At 38.0% G+C, this 21,539-nt stretch carries 19 protein-coding genes; 1 reads left to right on the forward strand and 18 read right to left on the reverse strand.

Translation table 11 applies throughout. The features are described 5' to 3' along the window. Positions 1-5: 5 nt before the first annotated feature. The 8 genes from mgtE to leuB all read right to left on the reverse strand — a co-directional run bounded on the left by mgtE (position 6) and on the right by leuB (position 11,601). Positions 6-1,394 carry a magnesium transporter gene (gene mgtE, locus BLP50_RS10875; RefSeq protein ID WP_090154634.1) on the reverse strand — a complete coding sequence of 463 codons (1,389 nt, stop codon included), beginning with the start codon at positions 1,392-1,394 and terminating at the stop codon, positions 6-8. A gap of 267 nt (positions 1,395-1,661) precedes the next feature. Further along, a complete protein-coding gene (locus tag BLP50_RS10880; RefSeq protein ID WP_090154636.1) occupies positions 1,662-3,137 on the reverse strand; it encodes an AAA family ATPase in 1,476 nt (491 codons plus the stop codon). 12 nt (positions 3,138-3,149) lie between these two features. Then, entirely contained in the window at positions 3,150-4,385 is a 1,236-nt protein-coding gene (locus BLP50_RS10885; protein WP_090154638.1) for a DUF1015 domain-containing protein, read from the reverse strand. 2 nt (positions 4,386-4,387) lie between these two features. Continuing rightward, positions 4,388-5,551 carry a phosphoglycerate dehydrogenase gene (locus BLP50_RS10890; RefSeq protein WP_090154640.1) on the reverse strand — a complete coding sequence of 388 codons (1,164 nt, stop codon included), beginning with the start codon at positions 5,549-5,551 and terminating at the stop codon, positions 4,388-4,390. 123 nt (positions 5,552-5,674) lie between these two features. Beyond that, positions 5,675-6,757, reverse strand: coding sequence for a 3-phosphoserine/phosphohydroxythreonine transaminase (gene serC, locus BLP50_RS10895; protein ID WP_090154709.1), 1,083 nt, complete (start codon positions 6,755-6,757; stop codon positions 5,675-5,677). 13 nt (positions 6,758-6,770) lie between these two features. After that, positions 6,771-8,441: a biosynthetic-type acetolactate synthase large subunit gene (gene ilvB, locus BLP50_RS10900; RefSeq protein WP_090154642.1), complete on the reverse strand. Its 1,671-nt coding sequence runs from the start codon at positions 8,439-8,441 to the stop codon at positions 6,771-6,773. A gap of 206 nt (positions 8,442-8,647) precedes the next feature. Then, positions 8,648-10,318, reverse strand: coding sequence for a dihydroxy-acid dehydratase (ilvD, locus tag BLP50_RS10905; RefSeq protein WP_090154644.1), 1,671 nt, complete (start codon positions 10,316-10,318; stop codon positions 8,648-8,650). Positions 10,319-10,509: 191 nt separating this feature from the next. Then, complete coding sequence (leuB, locus tag BLP50_RS10910; protein ID WP_090154645.1) at positions 10,510-11,601, reverse strand: 3-isopropylmalate dehydrogenase; 1,092 nt, start codon at positions 11,599-11,601, stop codon at positions 10,510-10,512. A gap of 170 nt (positions 11,602-11,771) precedes the next feature. Between leuB and BLP50_RS10915 the strand changes: the two genes are divergently transcribed. Beyond that, positions 11,772-12,560 carry a biotin--[acetyl-CoA-carboxylase] ligase gene (locus tag BLP50_RS10915; RefSeq protein ID WP_242869260.1) on the forward strand — a complete coding sequence of 263 codons (789 nt, stop codon included), beginning with the start codon at positions 11,772-11,774 and terminating at the stop codon, positions 12,558-12,560. 23 nt (positions 12,561-12,583) lie between these two features. On the opposite strand, the gene BLP50_RS10920 is transcribed toward BLP50_RS10915, so the two are convergent. The 10 genes from BLP50_RS10920 to BLP50_RS10965 form a co-directional block, all read right to left on the reverse strand. Continuing rightward, entirely contained in the window at positions 12,584-13,036 is a 453-nt protein-coding gene (locus BLP50_RS10920) for a low molecular weight protein-tyrosine-phosphatase (RefSeq protein ID WP_090154649.1), read from the reverse strand. A gap of 151 nt (positions 13,037-13,187) precedes the next feature. Next, entirely contained in the window at positions 13,188-14,384 is a 1,197-nt protein-coding gene (locus BLP50_RS10925; RefSeq protein WP_090154651.1) for a site-specific integrase, read from the reverse strand. 92 nt (positions 14,385-14,476) lie between these two features. Further along, a complete protein-coding gene (locus BLP50_RS10930) occupies positions 14,477-14,680 on the reverse strand; it encodes an excisionase (protein WP_033153017.1) in 204 nt (67 codons plus the stop codon). A 117-nt stretch (positions 14,681-14,797) separates the two neighbouring features. Next, positions 14,798-15,532, reverse strand: coding sequence for a DUF6040 family protein (locus BLP50_RS10935; protein ID WP_176753762.1), 735 nt, complete (start codon positions 15,530-15,532; stop codon positions 14,798-14,800). Then, on the reverse strand, positions 15,498-16,562 hold the full coding sequence (locus BLP50_RS10940; RefSeq protein WP_242869261.1) for a relaxase/mobilization nuclease domain-containing protein: 1,065 nt from the start codon (positions 16,560-16,562) through the stop codon (positions 15,498-15,500). Before BLP50_RS10940 ends, BLP50_RS10935 begins: the two co-directional genes overlap by 35 nt. Next, positions 16,511-16,891 carry a plasmid mobilization protein gene (locus tag BLP50_RS10945; protein WP_176753763.1) on the reverse strand — a complete coding sequence of 127 codons (381 nt, stop codon included), beginning with the start codon at positions 16,889-16,891 and terminating at the stop codon, positions 16,511-16,513. Before BLP50_RS10945 ends, BLP50_RS10940 begins: the two co-directional genes overlap by 52 nt. 623 nt (positions 16,892-17,514) lie before the next feature. After that, positions 17,515-20,241 carry a metallophosphoesterase gene (locus tag BLP50_RS10950; RefSeq protein ID WP_090154659.1) on the reverse strand — a complete coding sequence of 909 codons (2,727 nt, stop codon included), beginning with the start codon at positions 20,239-20,241 and terminating at the stop codon, positions 17,515-17,517. 116 nt (positions 20,242-20,357) lie between these two features. Beyond that, positions 20,358-20,624 carry a helix-turn-helix domain-containing protein gene (locus tag BLP50_RS10955; RefSeq protein ID WP_033153013.1) on the reverse strand — a complete coding sequence of 89 codons (267 nt, stop codon included), beginning with the start codon at positions 20,622-20,624 and terminating at the stop codon, positions 20,358-20,360. Next, the gene (locus BLP50_RS10960) at positions 20,621-20,980 is read right to left on the reverse strand and encodes a type II toxin-antitoxin system RelE/ParE family toxin (RefSeq protein WP_033153011.1); all 360 of its coding nucleotides are present in this window, start codon (positions 20,978-20,980) and stop codon (positions 20,621-20,623) included. The genes BLP50_RS10955 and BLP50_RS10960 overlap by 4 nt, the downstream gene beginning before the upstream one ends. 326 nt (positions 20,981-21,306) lie before the next feature. Beyond that, the gene (locus BLP50_RS10965) at positions 21,307-21,522 is read right to left on the reverse strand and encodes an aspartate dehydrogenase (RefSeq protein WP_090154661.1); all 216 of its coding nucleotides are present in this window, start codon (positions 21,520-21,522) and stop codon (positions 21,307-21,309) included. Between the last annotated feature and the right edge of the window lie 17 nt (positions 21,523-21,539).

Consider the following 21,539-nt stretch of genomic DNA (forward strand, 5'->3'; position numbering starts at 1 on the left):
ATATACTAGATATGTCCTACAAGTAACAAACCAGCCAAACCGTAGTATGTTACAACAGCAACTAAATCATTAACAGTTGTGATAAGTGGACCTGAAGCAACAGCTGGATCCACCTTAATCTTATGAAAGAAAATTGGAATAATTGTTCCGATAAAACTAGATACAATCATCGCTACAAATAGAGAGAATCCAACAATACCAGAAACTCTAAATGCTGCAGCCCAAGCCAGTCCCTTTAAGCTGTGAAGATAAAGTGCAATAAACACAAGTGCAAGTGTACCGAGAATCAATCCATTAGTTCCACCTACACGCATCTCCTTTAGGACAAACTTAGCCTTCTCAAGTCCTGAAATTTCCTCATCCATAAGAACTCGAATAGTAACAGCCAATGACTGTGTTCCAACATTTCCTGCCATATCAAGAATCAATGACTGAAATACTACAACAATCGCAACTGATGCTACTACCTTGTCAAAAATACCGATAACTGAGCTTGTGACAAGTCCTAGTCCAAGCAACAGTAAAAGCCAAGGTATACGCTTTTTAATACTCTCACCAAGTCTCTCGTTCAAATCCTCTTCAGCAGTCAAACCAGCCAACTTAGCGTAGTCTTCACCCATCTCATCATCTACCGCCTCGATGATATCCTGAGATGTGATAACACCGATAATCTCGTCTGCAGGATTAAGTACTGGGATAGAATCCTCAGCGTAATCCTTCAAATCTTCGATTGTGTCAGAAATCAAAGCATCTGCCTTAACGCTTGGATAACTATGGGAAATAATATCATCAAGTGGAGTATAATCACGAGCTAAAATCAAATCTCTAAGCTCGATTGCTCCGTAATATTTCTTATCCTCATCCTCAACATAAATAGTGTTGATATTGTCATTGTCCTTTGACTGAGAAATCAAAGAACGCATAGCCTGCTTAACTGAAAAATTCTTGCCAACAACGATGAAATTTGTAGTCATCATGCTACCAATCTCATCCTCGTCGTAGGAATTAATCAAGCGGACATCTGCCGATGCCTCCTTGTCCATCAAGGAAATGAGCTGTTCTCTCTGCTCCTCATCCTCGATATCTTCAAGAGCATCAACCGCATCGTCGGCATCCATGTTTTCGAGGACGTCTGCAGCCTGTTCTGGTGTGATTTCTGCAAGAATCTCACCTACATCCTCAATGTAAGGGAAAATTTCTGAAAGTCGCTCAGCACCTAAGATACCGAATAATCTCTGACGGTCCTCTTTATCTAGAGCCTCGTATGCCTCGGCAATATCATTCTCATGATAATCGTCCAGAGCTTCGATTAGCTCATCAGCACTGATATTAGAGCGAAGTAAGTCAATAATCTCCCCAGTAATTGTGTTCTCTAATAATTCTTTGTTTTCCATAGTTTCACATGAACTAATGCATAAAAAAAGTCACCGACTTTTTGGATTACCATTAGACGATGACAAAATCTACCCATATAAATGAAACTACTCTATTATTTGTAAAGAGCAGCTATATTCTTATGCGCATCTAATGCCTCGTCGCTAAATAATCGCCCGTGACTGTCCGATTTATCCATAGCTACTCTCCTTTCATATTTGCTAAATTAAATTGTTTGAATTTACATAAAAAATTTAACACATAAAACAACTCTTTGTAAACCCAAATTAAGAAATTTTATTAACCATTTCTCTATCAAATACAACATTTTTTACCTTGTCCACCTCGATTTGATAGAGGGCATTAGCAGCAAGATGCTCAGCTGCCTGTTCAACATTTCTTATACCAGTAGAAATAACGAACTTCTCCATCACTGCATCAAGTCCGTCCTCAGTAACCTGACATTCCTCTGGTGACATTCCCATTCTCTTTAATACCTTTGGAAGTGAAAATCTCTTAAAGATTTCTTTTTTCTCCTCAACAGTATAATCAGGAATATCAATTACAGCAAATCTAGACATAAGTGGTGCAGAAATATCTGCCTTTACATTTGCTGTGGCAATTGGATATACGCCCATTGTAGGAATCATGCATTCCATATAGTTATCAGTAAATCCTAAATTATCAAGCAATGTCAAAAGTACATCTGCTGGATTGCCATTGCCCTTTCCAGAATTTGCCTTATCAAGCTCATTGATAATAAATACAAGATTGCTGGTACTAGCATTTGAAAATGCTTCCATAATAATACCAGGCTTTGCATTAGAATAAATTCTTGAGCTTCCTGTAAGCTGCTCAGGGTCATTGATTGAACTCATATCAAGTGTAGTCCATGGAAGCTTTAAAATACGTGCTACCGCATATGCGATTTGAGATTTACCAACACCTGCAGGGCCGCAAAGAAGTAAGCCGTAGCTTGGAAGTGTGTGAGTACGATTGACCTGAATTACAGTCTCCATAATACGCTGCTTCACAGACTCAAGTCCATAAAGCTCCTCATCCAAAATACGTCTAGCCTCCACTGGGTCAATTGCCTCGAAATAATCACTCTTCCACTGAATGCTTGTCATAATGGAAAGTGCTCGCTGTGCATGACGGCGCTCTTCTATTGTAACTTCAGCGGACTTAGCAACTGCTAAGTTTCTTCTAGCCCAAAGTCTAATATTATCTGGGAATGTTCTGCCGGCACAAGTAATAAAGTCTGTGATGGACTGAATGCTTGTAAGCTTCATATCATCGCCATCTTCAACCTCGTCCTCGTCAGTCTCTTCCTCTGAAGGAGCATTGCTGGCAAATAATCTCTCAAGCATAAACTGAAGGAAGCCATCATCAGATGAAAGCTTGCCATTACCGATGCCTGTCTCTCTAATCTTGTATACAGCATAGCCCTCATCTGTGATTGCACCAGATAGTCTAACCGGTATATGATTTTCTCCAAGCCATCCAAGAAGACTTACAAAACGCAAATCCACTCTTAAAATATCTGAAGAAACCACTCCATTTTCAGTGTTGATTTCAAAACTAGTCCTTGTAATTGGATTGGTAAATGTTCCGCAAATATGATGAGCCATCTCCTCCTTTTTTTGAAGGACTAAAATCGGACGCTCAACTGTAGCATCAGGCTCATCTGACTTAAATGTCACATAAGTCTTTACCGCCTTTGCGTTATCTTTTTCTTCCTGAGCAAAATCAAATACTGGCATTTCCTACTCCTATTAAATCTTGTGAATAAATAAACCGCTTCTAAGCTTTGGCTCAAACCAAGTAGATTTTGGTGGCATCAGAAGTCCTGCATCTGCCACATCAAATAATTCTTCGATGCTTGTTGGATACATTGCAAATGCAATTTTACAATCCTCTGCGCATCTTCTCTCTAGCTCTTCTAATCCACGAATACCTCCGACAAAATCTATGCGATTGTCTGTCTTTGGATCCTCAATTCCAAGTAATGGCTGAAGCACTAGATTTTGAAGTAATGAAACATCAAGTCCCTCAACAGGATCTGTAACAAGATGTTCTTTCTTCACCTGACATAAATACCAGGTACCATCTAAAAGCATACTCCACTGACCTTTCGCCTCTGGTCTAATAGGCTTACTGTCAGTCTTTACAATATCAACAATGCTATCAAGCTCCTCTAATAGTTCTTCTGGAGCAAGTCCATTTAAATCCTTTACAACTCGATTGTAGTCGTATATTTTAAGCTCCTCATCAGGGAAAAGAACTGAAAGGAAATAATTAAAATCTTCCTTGCCTGTGTATCCAGGATTTTCTTCTCTGCGCTTAAATCCAACCTTTACTGCGCTGGCAGCTCTGTGATGTCCATCAGCAATGTAGATAGAGCTCATCTTTTCAAATGCAGTTGCAATAAGAGCCATATCCATCATGTCTTTGATTATCCAACAACGATGAGTAATTCCATCCTCAGCTGTAAAATCATATACAGGAATTCTGCTTTTTGCCTTTTGAACAACTCCTGATATAGTAGGCTCTGCTCTGTATGCAAGAAAAATAGGACCTGTCTGAGCACTGCAGGTATCCACATGACGGATTCTATCCTGCTCCTTTTCAGCTCTGGTATTCTCATGCTTTTTAATAACTGAATTAGCATAGTCATCAATAGATGCACAAGCTACAATACCAGTCTGTGAACGACCGTCCATCGTGAGCTCATACACATAATAATATGCCTTATCCTCCTGAATAAATCTTCCAGCATCTGTCCACTCTTTAAGCATTGATGCTGCCTTTTCATAGACCTCATCAGAGTACATGTCTACGTCTTCTGCAAACTGTGTCTCGGGTCTATCAATTGCCAAAAATGAATTTGGCTGTTCTTTTACCTTCTCATAAGCTTCTTTTCTGCTATAAACATCATAAGGAAGGGCTGCTATTACAGCAGCCTCTTCCTTAGATGGTCGTATTGCTTTAAATGGTACGATCCTTGCCATTATTATTTTACCACCCTTACTTTAATAACTCCGTCAACCTTCTCAATTTCGTTAATTACAGTCTCTGCTGGCTTTGCAGCAAGATCAAGTAATGTATATGCATAGTCGCCACGACTCTTGTTAGTCATATCCTCAACGTTTACATTCTCATTACCAAGAATTGTTGTAAATGAAGCGATAAGACCAGCCTTATTCTTATGAAGAATAGCCACACGTGACTCTGTTGTACAAATTCCCATATCACAGTCAGGGTAATTTACAGAATGGCAAATGTTACCATTTTCCATATAATCCATAACTTCCTTAACTGCCATAATTGCACAGTTGTCCTCAGCCTCTTCTGTAGAAGCGCCAAGGTGTGGTGTACAGATAACACCAGGCTTACCTGCTGTAGTAGGATTAGCAAAGTCTGTAACATAGTGACGAACCTTACCAGACTCGATACCATTTAATACTGCAGGCTCATCAACAAGAAGATCACGAGCAAAGTTAAGAATAACTACGCCCTTCTTCATCATCTGAACAGCCTCTTTATTAATCATACCCTTTGTTGAATCAACAAGTGGTACATGAACTGTAATGAAATCACACTCTCTGTAGATATCCTCTACATTTGTAACGTGCTTAACATTTCTAGAAAGGTTCCAAGCAGCGTTAACAGAAATGTATGGGTCATAACCCATAACTTCCATGCCAAGATGTGTTGCGTCGTTAGCTACCTTAACACCAATAGCTCCAAGACCGATAACACCAAGCTTCTTGCCGGCAATTTCAGTACCAGCGAAAGCTTTCTTAGCCTTTTCTGCTGTCTTTGCAATGTTCTCATCAGCAACATTTTCCTTTACCCAGTCAATACCGCCAACGATATCACGAGAAGCTAAAAGCATTCCTGCAAAAACAAGCTCCTTAACACCGTTTGCATTAGCACCTGGTGTATTGAAAACTACGATACCATCCTCTGCACATTTCTCAAGAGGAATATTGTTAACACCGGCACCAGCACGTGCGATACATTTAAGCTTGTCGCCAAGCTCAAGATCGTGCATAGCAGCTGAACGAACTAAGCATGCGTCAGCCTCACCGATTGTCTCAACCTTCTTGAAGTCTGTAGAGAAGTTAACTAATCCCTTGTCTGAAATTGGATTTAAGCAATTGTAAGTAAACATTTTTCTCTCCTTATTAAACTTAGTCCGCCTGTTACACTCACAAGCATTAAGTCTCTTCATTCGACTGAAATGCCTCATCCAGAGAATTAATAGCTTGTTAGCTACAGGCTCATTTATTTGACATTATGCATTAGCTTTTTCGAATTCACGCATGAATTCAACAAGCTTCTCTACGCCTTCGATTGGCATAGCATTGTAGATAGAAGCTCTCATACCACCAACAGTTCTGTGACCCTTAAGGTTAACAAATCCTGCTGCAGTAGCTTCCTTAACAAACTTAGCATCAAGCTCTTCGTTACCTGTAACAAATGGTACGTTCATAAGTGAACGATCTTCTTTTCTAACAGTACCCTTGAAAAGCTTTGATGAATCAAGGTAATCATAAAGGATAGCTGCCTTCTTCTCGTTGAGTTCCTTCATTGCTGAAAGACCGCCATTCTTAAGGAGCCACTTGAACACCTTACCGCAGATATAAATATCATAGCATGGTGGTGTATTGTAAAGGCTGTCATTGTCTGCCTGTGTCTTATACTTAAGCATTGTTGGTGTGCCTGGAAGAACATCATCACGGATAAGGTCCTCACGGATGATTACGATAACCATACCTGCAGGTCCTACGTTCTTCTGAACACCACCATAGATGATGCCGTACTTGCTAACATCTACTGGCTCTGAAAGGAAGCATGAGCTAACGTCTGCTACTAAATCCTTACCCTTTGTGTTAGGAAGTGTCTTAAACTTTGTTCCATAAATTGTGTTGTTCTCACAGATGTATACATAGTCCATATCATCAGTGATAGGAAGGTCTGAACAATCTGGAATATATGAGAATGTCTCATCTGCTGATGAAGCAAGCTCTACTGCCTCACCGTACATCTTTGCTTCCTGGAATGCCTTCTTTGCCCACTGACCTGTGATGATATAGCCTGCCTTCTTGTTCTTCATAAGGTTCATTGGAACTGCTGCGAACTGCTGGCTAGCACCACCCTGAAGGAAAAGTACCTTGTAGTTATCAGGGATGTTCATAAGAGTTCTGATATCAGCCTCTGCCTCTTTGATAATCTCATCAAAAACCTTTGAACGGTGGCTCATCTCCATTACTGACATGCCACAGCCCTTGTAATCAAGCATCTCATCTGCTGCTTCTCTAAGAACTTCCTCAGGTAATACTGCTGGTCCTGCACTAAAATTGTAAACTCTACTCATTACACTAATCTCCTTACTTTTCTTCAAAAAACTCATTTATTGGTGCTCCTGGTGCTACCATTGGCCATACTTTTTCATCACTATTGATGATACAGTCAATAAGCACAGGCTTCTCGGATCGCATAGCCTCCGATAAAGCGCTGGAGAACTCTTCCTGAGTTGTTACGCGATATCCTGTTGCACCCATAGCTTCTGCCAACTTGACATAATCAACTCCGTCGTCAAGTACAGTAGCTGAATAATGCTTGTCATAAAAAAGTGTCTGCCATTGTCTAACCATTCCAAGTACGTGGTTGTTGACAATTATTTCAATGATAGGCAACTTTTCTCTAGACGCTGTTGCCATCTCATTCATGTTCATTCTGAAGCAGCCATCACCTGCAATATTAATAACTGTCTTGTCTGGATTACCTGTCTTGGCACCAATTGCGGCTCCAAGTCCATATCCCATAGTTCCAAGACCACCTGAAGTCAAAAGCTGATGTGGCTTTTTATAATTGTAGAACTGAGCTGCCCACATCTGATGCTGTCCTACTTCTGTAGTGATGATTGCCTCACCCTTTGTCTGACGATAAACCTCAGATACAATATATGGACCAGACAAGCCTTCCTTAGGAATTGTAAGTGGGTACTTGTCCTTAAGCTCCTCTGTATGCTTAATCCATGCCTCATGCTCCTTCTGAGTGAGAAGCTTGTTGATTCTAGAAAGAATCTCCTTAACATCACCAATTACAGCATGGTCAGCTACTATATTTTTATTAATCTCAGCTGGATCTACATCAAACTGAAGTATCTTTGCCTTGCTAGCAAACTTTGAAGGATTGCCGAGAACTCTATCAGAAAATCTAGTACCGATTGCAATAAGCAAATCACACTCAGATACGCTTAAGTTGGATGCCTTAGTACCATGCATACCAAGCATTCCAAGGTATCTATCTTCCTTGCCAGAATAGGCTCCCTTTCCCATCAATGTATCGCAAACTGGTGCATCTACAAGCTCAACAAACTTCTTTAATTCCTTGGAAGCATTGGCAAGAACTGCACCACCGCCAACGAAAATAACTGGCTTTTTAGCCTTATCAATAAGCTTGATTGCCTGCTTTAAGCTGTCCTCTGTAATGTCCTTTTTAACCCTACCTACTGGGATAGGCTTCATTGGCATGTACTCGTATTTATTATTTGGAGCAGTAACATCCTTTGGCACATCGATAAGTACAGGGCCTGGACGACCACTCTTTGCAATGACAAATGCTCGGCGAATTGTCTCAGCTAAATCCTTAACATCCTTAACGATGAAGTTATGCTTTGTGATAGGCATTGTAATACCAGCAATGTCAATCTCCTGGAAAGAATCCTTACCAAGTAAAGGAACTGTTACATTACAAGTAATAGCAATGATAGGCACCGAATCCATATGTGCTGTTGCAATACCTGTAACAAGATTTGTGGCACCTGGACCACTTGTTGCAAGGCACACACCTACCTTTCCAGTAGAACGAGCATATCCATCTGCTGCATGTGCGGCACCCTGCTCATGACTTGTAAGCACATGGTGAATCTCATCCTTATGCTTGTAAAGCTCATCATAAAGATTAAGAATCGCGCCGCCTGGATACCCAAAAACAGTATCAACGCCCTGTTCCTTCAAACATTCAATTATAATCTCTGAACCACTGAGTAACATATCTTTTTCTCCTCTAAACTCCGTCTAAACGCGGCGCCTTCTTTTTCATGCTCCCGCAGGGCACCCCTCGTACTTCGCTCCTCGCGCTTGCCTAGGCTGAGTAGCCGCGTTTTAAATGAGTCCGTAGTAGACAAGCTCTTAGGTTTCTCAAGCGAAACGTGTTGTTGAGCGGAGAAACTCTAAGGCTTGTCTACGTAACGGACGTACTAAAATTCTGGCGTCTTAAGAATCGCGCCGCGGTTTCCTGAGGTAACCTGCGCTGCGTAGCGACGAAGATAGCCCGTTGTAACCTTTGGCTCGCGTGGCTGCCACTTAGCACGGCGTGCTTCAAGCTCTTCGTCTGAAACCTTAAGTGTCATTGTATAGTTAGGAATATCAATTGAAATGATATCGCCTTCTTCAACAAGTGCGATTGGTCCGCCTACAGCTGCCTCTGGTGAAACGTGACCGATAGAAGCTCCACGGCTAGCGCCTGAGAAACGACCATCAGTAATAAGTGCAACTGATGAACCAAGTCCCATACCAGCAATAGCTGATGTAGGGTTAAGCATCTCTCTCATACCAGGGCCACCCTTAGGTCCCTCATAACGGATGACAACTACATCACCCTCAACAATCTTGCCGCCCTTGATAGCTGCGATTGCATCTTCCTCGCTATCAAATACTCTAGCTGGACCCTCATGAACAAGCATCTCAGGAACTACTGCACTACGCTTAACAACTGAACCGTCTGGTGCAAGATTTCCCTTAAGTACTGCAAGTCCACCTGTCTTTGTGTATGGATTGTCCACAGGTCTGATAACCTCTGGATTTCTGTTAATAGCATTTTTAATATTCTCACCAACTGTCTTGCCTGTAACTGTCATACAGTCAGTATTAAGAAGTCCGATATCTGCAAGCTCCTTCATAACTGCCCATACACCGCCGGCCTCATTAAGGTCTTCCATGTATGTAGGACCTGCTGGAGCGAGGTGACAAAGGTTTGGTGTCTTCTCAGAAATTGGATTAGCAAACTCAATATCAAAATCAAAACCAATCTCGTGAGCGATAGCTGGTAAATGAAGCATTGAGTTTGTAGAACAACCAAGTGCCATATCTACTGTAAGAGCATTTAAAACTGCCTCTTTTGTCATAATCTGACGAGCAGTAATACCCTTGTTATACATATCCATAACAGCCATACCTGCATGCTTTGCAAGACGAATTCTCTCTGAGTAAACAGCAGGGATAGTACCATTACCTCTAAGTCCCATTCCAAGAGCCTCTGTAAGGCAGTTCATTGAGTTAGCTGTATACATACCTGAGCAGCTACCACATGTAGGACAAACATTTTCAACGAAGTTCTCAACCTCATCCTCTGTCATGTTGCCAGCTGCATGTGCGCCAACAGCCTCAAACATAGAAGAAAGAGAACGTTTCTGACCACCTACATGACCTGCAAGCATTGGACCGCCTGAAACAAATACTGTAGGAAGATCAAGACGAGCTGCTGCCATCAAAAGTCCAGGAACATTCTTGTCACAGTTTGGTACCATAACAAGTGCATCAAACTGATGAGCAAGTGCCATACACTCTGTTGAATCAGCAATCAAATCACGAGTTACAAGGGAATATTTCATTCCGATATGTCCCATTGCAATACCATCACAAACTGCAATAGCTGGGAATACTACAGGCACACCGCCTGCCTCAGCTACTCCAAGCTTTACTGCATCAACAATTTTATCAATATTCATATGGCCTGGTACTATCTCATTGTACGAAGATACGATACCTACCATTGGCTTTTTCATTTCTTCTGGTGTAAATCCCAAAGCATTAAACAAAGATCTCGCTGGTGCCTGCTGCATGCCAGCTCTCGCGTTATCACTTCTCATTTCCTAACTCCTTTCGTAATACGCCTCGTTTAGGCGTTAAAGGGTCACCCAGTATGGCCGCTTTATTTAAATAAGTATTCTCAACATAAGCTTGTAGCTATCAATCTCTAAGTGTTTCCGCAGGAGACGTGTTAGTCGACGGAGGAAATATCTTAGGATTGAGAGCGTAACAAGCGATTTTTCTAAATAACCTATAGTCTCTCTACGATTAAATCGCCCATCTCAGAAGTTCCTACCTGCTTTACGGTGCTACCGTCGCGAGGCATAATATCGATGGTGCGATAGCCATCCTTGAGGACCTGCTTAACCGCATTTTCTACTGCATCAGCCTCTGCATCTAAATCGAAGCTGTAGCGAAGCATCATAGCTGCTGAAAGGATTGTAGCTATTGGGTTAGCAATGCCCTTTCCTGCAATATCTGGTGCGCTTCCGCCTGATGGCTCATATAAACCGAATTTTGTATCGTTAAGGGAAGCTGATGAAAGCATTCCGATGGAACCGGTAACCATAGATGCCTCATCTGATAAAATATCTCCAAACATGTTCTCAGTAAGAATTACATCGAACTGACGTGGATCCTTAACAAGCTGCATTGCACAGTTGTCCACAAGCATGTGCTCGTATGTAACCTCTGGATAATCTTTAGCTACCTCTTCAACAATTTTTCTCCAGAGACGTGAGCTATCAAGTACGTTAGCCTTGTCAACTGAAGTAACTTTTTTGCGACGCTTCATCGCAATATCAAATCCGCGTTTTGCAATTCTGCGAATCTCATTTTCTGAATAAGTAAGAGAATCTCTTGCAACTAGCTGACCATTTTCTTCTTTTGTAGAACGCTCTCCAAAATAAAGGCCGCCTGTAAGCTCTCTCATAATCATCATATCGAAGCCATCTCCGATAATGTCGTCTCTAAGTGGACATGCTTCTTTTAATTCGTTGTATAAATATGCTGGTCGCAAATTAGCGAATAGATTAAGGCTCTTGCGAAGCTTTAGAAGTCCTGCCTCTGGACGTTTGTCCGCTGGTAACTTGTACCAAGGACTTGTAGAAGTGTTTCCACCAATAGAACCCATGAGCACTGCATCGCTTGCTTTTGCTGCGGCGATCGCCTCATCTGTAAGAGGCTCTCCACATGCATCGATTGAGCAGCCGCCCATAAGAATTTCAGTATACTTAAACTCGTGTCCAAATTTTGCACCTACCGCATCAAGTACCTTAACTGCCTCAGTAACAATCTCCGGACCAATTCCATCTCCTCTGATTACACCTACATTGAATGCCATAATTATAGTCCTTCCCAATTAAAACCATTTTTAACAGTTTAATACACTAAAGCACGAAATTCAATGACAAAAAGACCTTTTTAATATCTTTGACAAAATAGCCCAAATACTTCTAAAATACATGTGGGTGTTTCGTCAACTTTCACACTTTAAAGTAACAATGAGGAGCTATGATGGCATCAAAAGACAAGGTATTAGAACTATTAGAATCAAATAAGGAGACCTATATTTCAGGAGAAGTTATAGCCTCTTCCCTTGGGCTTTCTAGAAATGCTATATGGAAAGCCATCAACGAGCTTAGAAAAGCAGGTTACGAAATCGATGCTATCAGCAACAAGGGTTACAAACTAAAAGAAGGAAATGACATTCTCTCTGAAGCAGGTATCATTTCCTATCTAAATAGTAGTTACAAATCCAAATATAAAGGTTCTAATTTAATCCGTATTTACGATGTTGCAAACTCCACTAATAGGATTGCAAAGGAAATGGCTATTGCAGGCGCCGCCCACGGCACTGTAGTTATTGCCAATGAACAAACGGAAGGTCGAGGCCGCAAGGATCACAGCTTCTATTCTCCTAAGGGAGGTTTGTATTTAAGCATTATTCTTCGCCCAGAGTTTCTTAAGACACTTTTGCCTGATGAAATAACTATCCAAACAGGTACCGCAGTCTGCGACTCTATCGAAGCCCTAGCTGGTGTTAGACCTACCTTAAAGCCTATCAATGATTTATTTATTAATGATAAAAAGATTTGCGGAATTCTCACTGAAGCTGGAACCGAATTTGAAACTGGCGATATCCAGTGGATTGTTGTAGGAATTGGCATTAATTTTGACTCAGACATATCCGCATTTCCATCAGATATAAAAAATATAGCCACCAGTCTTTTTTCTCCTAATCAAGCAACAATCACGAGAAATCAACTGGCAGCCGAAATAATACAGAAAATAGTGGTCTAGGGGGACGGGGTTAGTGGGCCATTTTAGTAGCCTAGTCTCTTAAGCAGCCCCTGACATCCTTCCACTACTTCCTCGTAGCATTTATCAAACTTTCTTGTGTACCAAGGGTCATCTATATCTCTTGGTCTATCAGAAAAATCGAGAAGTCTATATATCTTATCATCTGGGTCTGGACCAAATTCATAGTTCAGATCCCTCATATTTTCAGCATCCATTCCAATAATATAATCATAATCTCTATATTCGTCCCTGCGGACGTGGCGTGCTGCATAGCCATCGCAATTGATCCCCTTGCTATTTAGCACTTGTCTCACAGGTGGATACACTGGATTCCCTATTTCCTCATAAGTCATAGCGGCACAATCGATATAAAAATCTCCTGCTATCCCTCTTTTATCAACCATATCCTGCAACACATATTTCGCCATTGGCGATCTACAAATCGAACCGTGGCAAACGAATAGTATTTTTGTCATCCTTAAAATCCCCCTATTTTCGGGCTTTACAACCTTTTTGGTATATTAATAACTTGGTATAATTTCGCATATTTTGGCATAGTTTTTCAGGCTTTAGGTATAAAATCGGGTATAAAATTTTCAAATTTATACCTCAGTATTTTCAAGGCTTTTAGACGATTTTTAGCATTCTGATTTCCTTTTGAGCATCCTCAAATCCTATGTGAGTATATGTATTAAGTGTCACACTTATATCTGAGTGCCCCATCAAATACTGCAACGCCTTAGGATTCATACCTGACCTAGCCATCTTACTACAATACGTGTGTCTGCAAATGTGCGGTGAAACAAAAGGCATTTGGATTTTATAAATCTTATTGTACTTTTCTCGAATATGCTTAAAATAGTGATCCCAATGTAATGAATACATAATGCTTCCATTTTTATCAAAATATAAAAATCCTGTATAACCATCTACCATTGGTTCCACTTCTGGTGGTTTTCTATTCTCTATGATTTTCTTAAAACAAGCTTCCACCTCTGGTGTCATAGGAATCTTCCTATTACCACTTTCAGTTTTAGTAGTCTCTATGAAATAACCAACATGTGCCTTCTTCTGTAGCTGATGATTTACGGTAATATAATGCTTCTTAAAATCTATATCAGAAAGAGTCAAGCCACAAAACTCTGATATTCTCATACCAGTATTAAAAAGAATATAAACACCTTCGTAATATCTACTAAAATGACGATCCTCTTTAATAAATTTTAAAAATTTACGCTCATTCTCAGGGTACAATGCATCTCTTCTGACTGTGTCATTTACGATAACATTGACCAACTCAAAATCAAAAGGATTCTTTCTTATCAAGTCATCATCAACCGCAAGCTTAAATGCAGGTCTAAGCATTCCCCTGATAGTATGAATCTGGCTATAGCTTTTCCCCTTTTCCTGTTGTAATTTGATAAGCCATATCTTAGCATCTGATTTTCTTACCAAGTCAATACGTCTTTTACCAAATTCATCTTTCTCAAGGAAATTCAAAACAGTCCTATACCCCATCTTAGTAGATAATTTAACGCCTACTCTGGTTGCAACATACTTATTAACAAGCTCAAGAACCGTAAGCTCTCCGCCATTGGTTACTATATGATCAAAGCTATCTGCCTGAATTCTTTTTTCCATTTCTCTCAATGACTCTGTACGCTTTTTACCAACTGGTGCTCTGTCATTGTGATTCAATCTCCAACTATAGACTACCTTAGTTTTTCCGTCCCAAGAAGTATACTTGAAACGATATCTACCGTCCTTCATTTGCATTTCTCCGTCATGGAGAATTCTTCCTTTATTATCACGCCTTCTTTCCATATTGCTCCTTCCATAATTAAATATGAGAAGAGCTTTCTTTAACAATACTTGTATTATACATATTACTTAGTGTTAAAGAAAGCCCACTTTTGCTATATAACTGCCATTTCATCTAATCGCTCTGCGAATTTTTCTCGTTTAATTCGTATATGCGAACCGATGGTTATAAAACAATCATCATCCTGTCCATATGCTATAAATTCTCTTAGTCGTTTTTCACCTATACCGAAATAAGCTGCTGCTTCTTGTATGCTTAAAGAATATTTTCTCCAAACAGGTATTTCTTCTCTTTTCATCTATACTCCTTTCCTTTTCTTTGCTTGTTCAACATATATCTATCTAATCTGGATGGTCAAGGATGCCCCAAAGGGGCACTTGCGAAGTCCTTGATTATTCAGATTTGATAGATATAATTACGAGCTGCAAAGAAATTTTCTTTTAAATAAGTGTCTCAGTCCAATTATGCCTAATTTAATTAAAAACCAACCTACAAGAAGATTATATTTGGGTTCATATCTAATCAATGTAGCAAAGCCAATCATTACAACATTTGCGATTGCTAATGTTTTTGCTGTTTCATCATCAATAATTTCTATAGCTATCTTTAGAAGCTTTAATATTGCAAATAATGACAATCCGTAAACTAAAATCAATAAAACAATCCATACTATTACATGAACCACTCCTTGCAGGACAATATTACTATTAGTCTCTCCAACATTTATGATATTTCCAGCACTATATCCTGCTTTTACTATGAAACTAAAACTATTTACCAAGAGCCTTCTTACTATAAGAGCTATCTCTATTAAATCAGCTCTAATCCATTTATTTACTATTGCTTGAACACCACTCCATATTAAACAAAACAACAATACCCACTCATTCAAATTCTCAATAGATTTATATTTTTTATCCATAAGATTCTTTTTATTTTTAATTTCTAGCTGAGATTGCTCTTCTAATTGTCTTTTTATTTCCTCAGTTTTTTCATTAATAGTGCTTTGAATTAATTCTTCCTCTTGTGATAATAATGCTTCATATTTTCTTTTATTCTTTTTTGCAGACTCATTATCAGCCTCATATACCTCAGTAATCTTCTTTACCTTTGCATTACAAGTCGAAATCAATTTCTCTTTTTCTTTCACGCTGGAGTCTAACATTATTTTCAAAGATTGTATTTCTGACTTCATGTTCTTGTTTTGCTCGTAGATTTTCTCTACGTCGCTTAGAGTCTTTATATACTCTGTCTGCTTTTCCAATTGCGATTGTAGCCTCTGATTGATGGATAGCAGCTGTTTGTTCCATTCCATAGTTGCCTCCAACTCCTCTTGTGATGGAGGTATCTCTGTTTTGTTCTCTATCTCTAGATTTTCCAATAAATTCACTAATCAAACTCTCCTTACTAATATCAATTGAAAATGTCTTTGAAAGATTGGAAGCTCTAACCCTCTGTCCTCTGCTGTTAATAAAAGTAATATTCTTCCTATTATCTTCCCAAACTGTATTCCAATCCCTTTTAAGCATTTCTCTAATAAAGTCTGCCTTACTAAAGCTATTTTGCTTTGCATTCATAACAGCATATAAACAATCAACTACATAGCTTTTCGCTTTGTTATTTTCAAATAGATGATATTTATCTTTGCTCCATGTGGTAGTAGTTCCAAGTTCAAATACCTGACCATCAAAATGCTTTCCCTTTTCGGGTACATGAAAACCACGTTTCATACACATGTCATTAGTTAGGTCCTTCATTTTTTGTAAATCTGCTCTAGTTGTATGCAACTTCTTACCGTCAACATAACTGACCGTATTTGTAACCATATGAACATGTACATGATCCTTATCCTGATGAACCGATATGAGAGTTTGAAAACCGGTAAACCATTTGGAAACAAATTCTTTAGCAAAATCAAAAGCTTGAAAAGGCGTAATCTTTTCATCCTTGTGAAATGAAATAATATTATGTGCATACATACGTCCACTATCCTTATCCCATAGCTTTTTCTCGTCTATAAATGCTCTATAAACAGAATCCCATGTAATCTCATCTGGTGCAGGTCCAGTCATATCTACAAGTCTATCCATAGTCTTCTGTTCCTTCAGAACATACTCAATACAGTTTCTCATGGCTCCATGACTCTTTGTTGATGAATTGACTGTCTTGTTAATTGCCAATTCTTTCTCACCTCATTTCTAAAGCTTGTTACATCATGTGATATCTCCGCTAATTTGATTGCAGCTGGGATTATGCCCTGACCATTAGCAACATAAGCCAGTTGATTTACATTGGTTCCTATTCCTCGTAATTGCCTGTCTATATCTTCTAAATGATTGCTACGCTCACGAAGAATATTGATTTCTTCAATAGTAGATACTTTGCCTTCTAAGGCAGCATGAATTATGTATGCTTGCATTGATAGACCTGATTGTTTCACTTTACTTTGAAGCCTTTCAAACTCATCAGTAGTCATGCGAATATAAACTGCATGATTCCGTTTACGCATATGATTCCTCCTTTCTATGGTGCTACGATAGGGGTTCCAAGGGGGCGAAGCCCACTGGCAAGTTGCAATGTGGCTTGCCACATTGCGAAACTTGCCTATCATATCCGTCAATTTATTGGCGGGTATGATAGTGGTTTGCTGTAATGCTGCTAGTGCAAATAGACGAGCACTCTATTCCTAAAATCTTCCTGCTTAAGCTGATAGCGAGTCATTTGTGTTAGCAGCTTTACAGCGTGGTTTGAGCGAAGATGTCTTATGGAAAAAGAAAAACATACAAATCTTTACTACAGTCAATTTTTCATAAGACATCCGAGCAAAAACCACTAAGTGATAAACGATATTCCGCGCCCTCTAATTAGTAAAATGGCCCAAAATTTTAAAACTGGTAAAGCTCAAAGTAATTGTTTCTAAATAAATACAATTTGTTAAGAATATAAAACATCAGTCAAATTTCCATTAATCCCTATTATTGGAGCGATAATACAGATTAATGGAAAACTTAAAATCTAAAAAAGAACAAAAAAAATTCCATTAACTGGAATTAACGTTACGTTAATTTCAATTAATGGAAATCGAAATAACAACAATTTCATAGGCTATTCTTTTAACAGTTCCTACAATAATTAATAGTTTTTAATTTTCTCCCACAAATCGTCTGGACAATTTGATGGTCTTTTTTTACCTTTAAATGCATCAACTACAAGATTTCCAAATATGATAGGCCATTTGGAATCTCCTATATATTCAAGTATATCGATTAAATCTTTTCCCCCAAGTGAATACTGCTCAAAAACACGTTTAACTTCTACAACTGGTATAATATCTAGCGGATAGTATTTTAATATATCAATCCCCAAATAGTATTCGAAATCTCTGAATGTCTCTACTAGTATATCTTCAGGAATATGCCTAATATAGTTTTTTAGTTCATCGTCATCCATAGGTTGGTTAGGAATCTCATATCCATGATGTTTCTCCAGCACTTTATATGGAAAAATACATTTTCTTTTTTTATCTAACGCACAACGAACCAATTTAATACTTATATTCTCTGTCTCAATTAATAGGAGATTTTTCCAATGCTTTTGAACTTTTTGATAAGGATTAAGCTTATTTAACTTCTCTTCTAGCGCATACGAATCGATATCTTCTATTTCAATTAGATTCCCAATAATTGATTGATCCCAATCCCGCAAAATATTGGCTGTAAATAGACGTTGAAGTTGATTTAATTTTGCTGACGCTGGGTATATGCTTTCAGCTATGTCTATACTAACTAGTTCATCTTTCAATTCGCCTATATAATTACTTGAAGATAGAGACAATAATATATTATTCTTATCTTCTAAAAAACGCCGCTTGCTATCTCTATATAAGCACTTAGCATCTAATAACCATGGGCTTTTCTGCTCTACTGATTCAAGCAATCGCTCTATATTCTCATATTCTTGAACCAATCCAAAGAAAGGTGAATAATAAAATGTAATTTTACCACTACCAGATGGGTTAATCATAATATGATGTGTAAAATCAATATCTACTATACAACCATGGATTCTCCCTATGTTACTAGATGGTATACTCAATTTTTTTATTTCTTCAGATATTTTTTCTTGAAACTTTCTATATGGTTTTAAAGCCATAACATATTGATATACCATAATCATGAAGCAATTATAGATATAGTTTATATCTGTAATCGTTGTTATATTCTTAGGTCTTCCACCAACACATATTTGAATATTCTTCTTTGTAACTATAAAGAATCCATAGAAACCATTTCTTTTAATCATATAAAAAGGATTATTCTTCTTTACGCTTCTTTCAATAAGTCCTATTCCTGGCGATTCGCCATTATAAAGATAGAAATCTAGATATTGTTGTGGAGTTATTTGATGAATACCGTCTTCATAATCTATAAATGGATTTAACATTGTTCCAATAGGGTATTTTCTAAGAGATATACTCTCACTATCGTAACCTATTTGATTATCAGCATATATTGTTCCCTGTTCACCTATATTAACTGTATTGTTATGTGTATGCCCCGTAAAATAGTAACACTGCCTGTCTGTCTGCCCTAACAACCAATCTTTCGTTGGATAATGTGTTAAAACTACCAATGGAATATTTTTCTCTCTAGCCATAGTCAATGCTTCATTGTATTTTTCTTCAAATATTTTTCCTTCATTGATTTCATAAGCTCTATTTCCCATCATCTTATGAGCACAAAGCAAACTATCAGCATTATATTTATCGTTATACTGAGCAAATCCGCTTCCACCAAGTACAACGCAATTACCATAAATATTTATATCATTTTGAAGAATAGTTATAGGATAATTATGAAGCTCGGCTCTGTAGGCTTTCACAGCTTCATCTATAGTAGTAAATGACGAATACTCGTGGTTTCCTAATATATAGAATATTGGACAAATAGATTTAATGTTACCATCAAACACCTCATAACTACTAGCCTGATACCTTTCAATCATTTCCTGTTTATTTTCAACATAATAATCTACATTCCCTTCTAGACGCTTTAGACTCAAAAGAATATATGCCACATAGTCAGGAATATCTTTACGTTCTAATATTAATCTTTTAATATCGTAGGAATCTTTTTTGTAATAGTATTTTACAAAAGTCTTACCTAGTTTCTCTTCTAATCGTTTAAGTGTTTTTCTCTTCTTTTCAGAAGATATTTTCAATAGCTCCAATTTCTTATTATACTTTTGAATTGCAGCATCTAAAGTCAATCCATTTTTCACATCAGCGATACAACCATGACTTTTTTTCCATGATTTATATAAACAATATTTAAAGCGTAATAACATCCGATCGAAAAACAGTTTTACTAGTCCTATATTTGCGGATATATCACCATCAAAAACAACAAATCTTCTAATAACTGGTTCAACATATGCATCAAACTCATCGTTATAAATTTGTCCAATTAATTCTTCAAATTTTTCATCATTAAGATTTCGATATAAAAATCTCAAGTACCCTCTGCCAAAACAAGAGTTAGCCAAATCTTTTATTGAACCACCTATTAGTCCAGCTCCCATAATATCGAATGCAGTTTCATTCGAAATCATTTTCTTAATTACTGCATCGAAATATGATACAATAGATTTCCTGTCGCCTATATTAATATTATTATTCTCTAAATGCTGTTCCAAATGAATATCTGAAATATAGTATGCTTGAATAATATTTGATTGGTAGGCTCCCTTACTAAACATTGTCTGGGGAATCATTATTTCCTGAATCTCATCTAACTCTTTCAGAATAATTGCATTCTTTTTATTTATTAAATAATTGATTCTATCAAGATTATAGGTCATACACTCACCCCTGCTTTCATGTGCTTATGTAATTAATATACCACCAAATATATATAAAAAAGACTACTGTTTTTTATTTTACAGTAGTCTTTTCCATATTCATTATTCTATCCACACTATTTCATAGGAACAACCGCTAAAGTCTTACCCAATGCTGCTAACAACTTAATAATAGTTTCAAGCTGCGGATTGCTACTTCCATTTTCGATTCTTGCTATAACAGGCTGCTTAACACCACTTAGTTCTTCTAATTTACGCTGTGATATTCCTTGTTCCTTACGAGCTTTAACTAACTCGCCCATAAGAGCAACCCTTAAATCACTTTCCGCAATTTCTTCAGGTGTAAATAATTCGCTTCTTACTTCATTCCATGTTTTACTCATATCTGTTCATTCCTCTCCAAATAATCCGCCAGCTCGCGCTTTGCCTGCTCTATCTCGCGCTTTGGTGTCTTCTGTGTTTTCTTGGGAAACTGGTGTAATAAAATGAATCTTCCATTTACCAATGCTGCAAATAAAATTCTATTACTTAGCGGCCTTAATTCCCATATTTCTCCATCCAGATGCTTGCAAACAGGTTCTCCTATATATGTACCATAGGTTGCTAATGATTGAATATAATCATTCACTTTGTTTGCGTTAATTCGTGCATCCTTTCCCTTTTTAGATGTTAATTCACGAATAAAGTCATATACTTGTGATTTACCATCCTTATCCTCGTAAAAGATTATTTCGTACAATATTATTCCTCTTCCTAATGATAACTTATTCGTTATCTACAAGTATGATAACTTATAAATTATCAGTTGTCAATTATTTATTGCTAAAGAAAAGCCCCTCCACAAAATTATTTTTATCCATAAATATACAGGTATAAACCTGGTATAAAGTATTATTCATTATGCCCTTCAAGCTTGATATTACAAGGTTTCAGAAAAAAACTATAATATAAAGCCATGACAAACAAATAAAATTCTTACCATTATTCCTCCTCAAATATGAACCTAGGGGACGGGGTTAGTGGCTCATTTTTATTTTGGCCCTATAACCCCGTCCCCATGGACCATCAATAAATCTTTTCTATTTCTCCAGCGATGCCATACATTTCTCTAAACAGAGCCAAATCTTCCGGGCCCTTTATAAGCATCACTTCCTCAAAAGCCCCTGTTGATAAATCCTTAAATCCAGCAACCTGCTCTCCTGTACAAATACTGGCCTTTATCACAGGCTTTTTCCTTAATTTGTCATAAGTTTTTTTCTCTAGCTTTTTCTTGAAAAACATAGTCCCCCATGCTCCTA

The organism is Pseudobutyrivibrio sp. AR14, assembly GCF_900101325.1.
Classification (GTDB): domain Bacteria; phylum Bacillota; class Clostridia; order Lachnospirales; family Lachnospiraceae; genus Pseudobutyrivibrio.

What these genes read in the sequence shown, in the direction of transcription:
- mgtE (WP_090154634.1), bottom strand. Translation starts at nt 1,394, where the DNA reads ATGGAAAACAAAGAATTATTAGAGAACACAATTACTGGGGAGATTATT.
- BLP50_RS10880 (WP_090154636.1), bottom strand. Translation starts at nt 3,137, where the DNA reads ATGCCAGTATTTGATTTTGCTCAGGAAGAAAAAGATAACGCAAAGGCG.
- BLP50_RS10885 (WP_090154638.1), bottom strand. Translation starts at nt 4,385, where the DNA reads ATGGCAAGGATCGTACCATTTAAAGCAATACGACCATCTAAGGAAGAG.
- BLP50_RS10890 (WP_090154640.1), bottom strand. Translation starts at nt 5,551, where the DNA reads ATGTTTACTTACAATTGCTTAAATCCAATTTCAGACAAGGGATTAGTT.
- serC (WP_090154709.1), bottom strand. Translation starts at nt 6,757, where the DNA reads ATGAGTAGAGTTTACAATTTTAGTGCAGGACCAGCAGTATTACCTGAG.
- ilvB (WP_090154642.1), bottom strand. Translation starts at nt 8,441, where the DNA reads ATGTTACTCAGTGGTTCAGAGATTATAATTGAATGTTTGAAGGAACAG.
- ilvD (WP_090154644.1), bottom strand. Translation starts at nt 10,318, where the DNA reads ATGAGAAGTGATAACGCGAGAGCTGGCATGCAGCAGGCACCAGCGAGA.
- leuB (WP_090154645.1), bottom strand. Translation starts at nt 11,601, where the DNA reads ATGGCATTCAATGTAGGTGTAATCAGAGGAGATGGAATTGGTCCGGAG.
- BLP50_RS10915 (WP_242869260.1), top strand. Translation starts at nt 11,772, where the DNA reads ATGATGGCATCAAAAGACAAGGTATTAGAACTATTAGAATCAAATAAG.
- BLP50_RS10920 (WP_090154649.1), bottom strand. Translation starts at nt 13,036, where the DNA reads ATGACAAAAATACTATTCGTTTGCCACGGTTCGATTTGTAGATCGCCA.
- BLP50_RS10925 (WP_090154651.1), bottom strand. Translation starts at nt 14,384, where the DNA reads ATGGAAAGAAGGCGTGATAATAAAGGAAGAATTCTCCATGACGGAGAA.
- BLP50_RS10930 (WP_033153017.1), bottom strand. Translation starts at nt 14,680, where the DNA reads ATGAAAAGAGAAGAAATACCTGTTTGGAGAAAATATTCTTTAAGCATA.
- BLP50_RS10945 (WP_176753763.1), bottom strand. Translation starts at nt 16,891, where the DNA reads ATGCGTAAACGGAATCATGCAGTTTATATTCGCATGACTACTGATGAG.
- BLP50_RS10950 (WP_090154659.1), bottom strand. Translation starts at nt 20,241, where the DNA reads ATGACCTATAATCTTGATAGAATCAATTATTTAATAAATAAAAAGAAT.
- BLP50_RS10955 (WP_033153013.1), bottom strand. Translation starts at nt 20,624, where the DNA reads ATGAGTAAAACATGGAATGAAGTAAGAAGCGAATTATTTACACCTGAA.
- BLP50_RS10965 (WP_090154661.1), bottom strand. Translation starts at nt 21,522, where the DNA reads ATGTTTTTCAAGAAAAAGCTAGAGAAAAAAACTTATGACAAATTAAGG.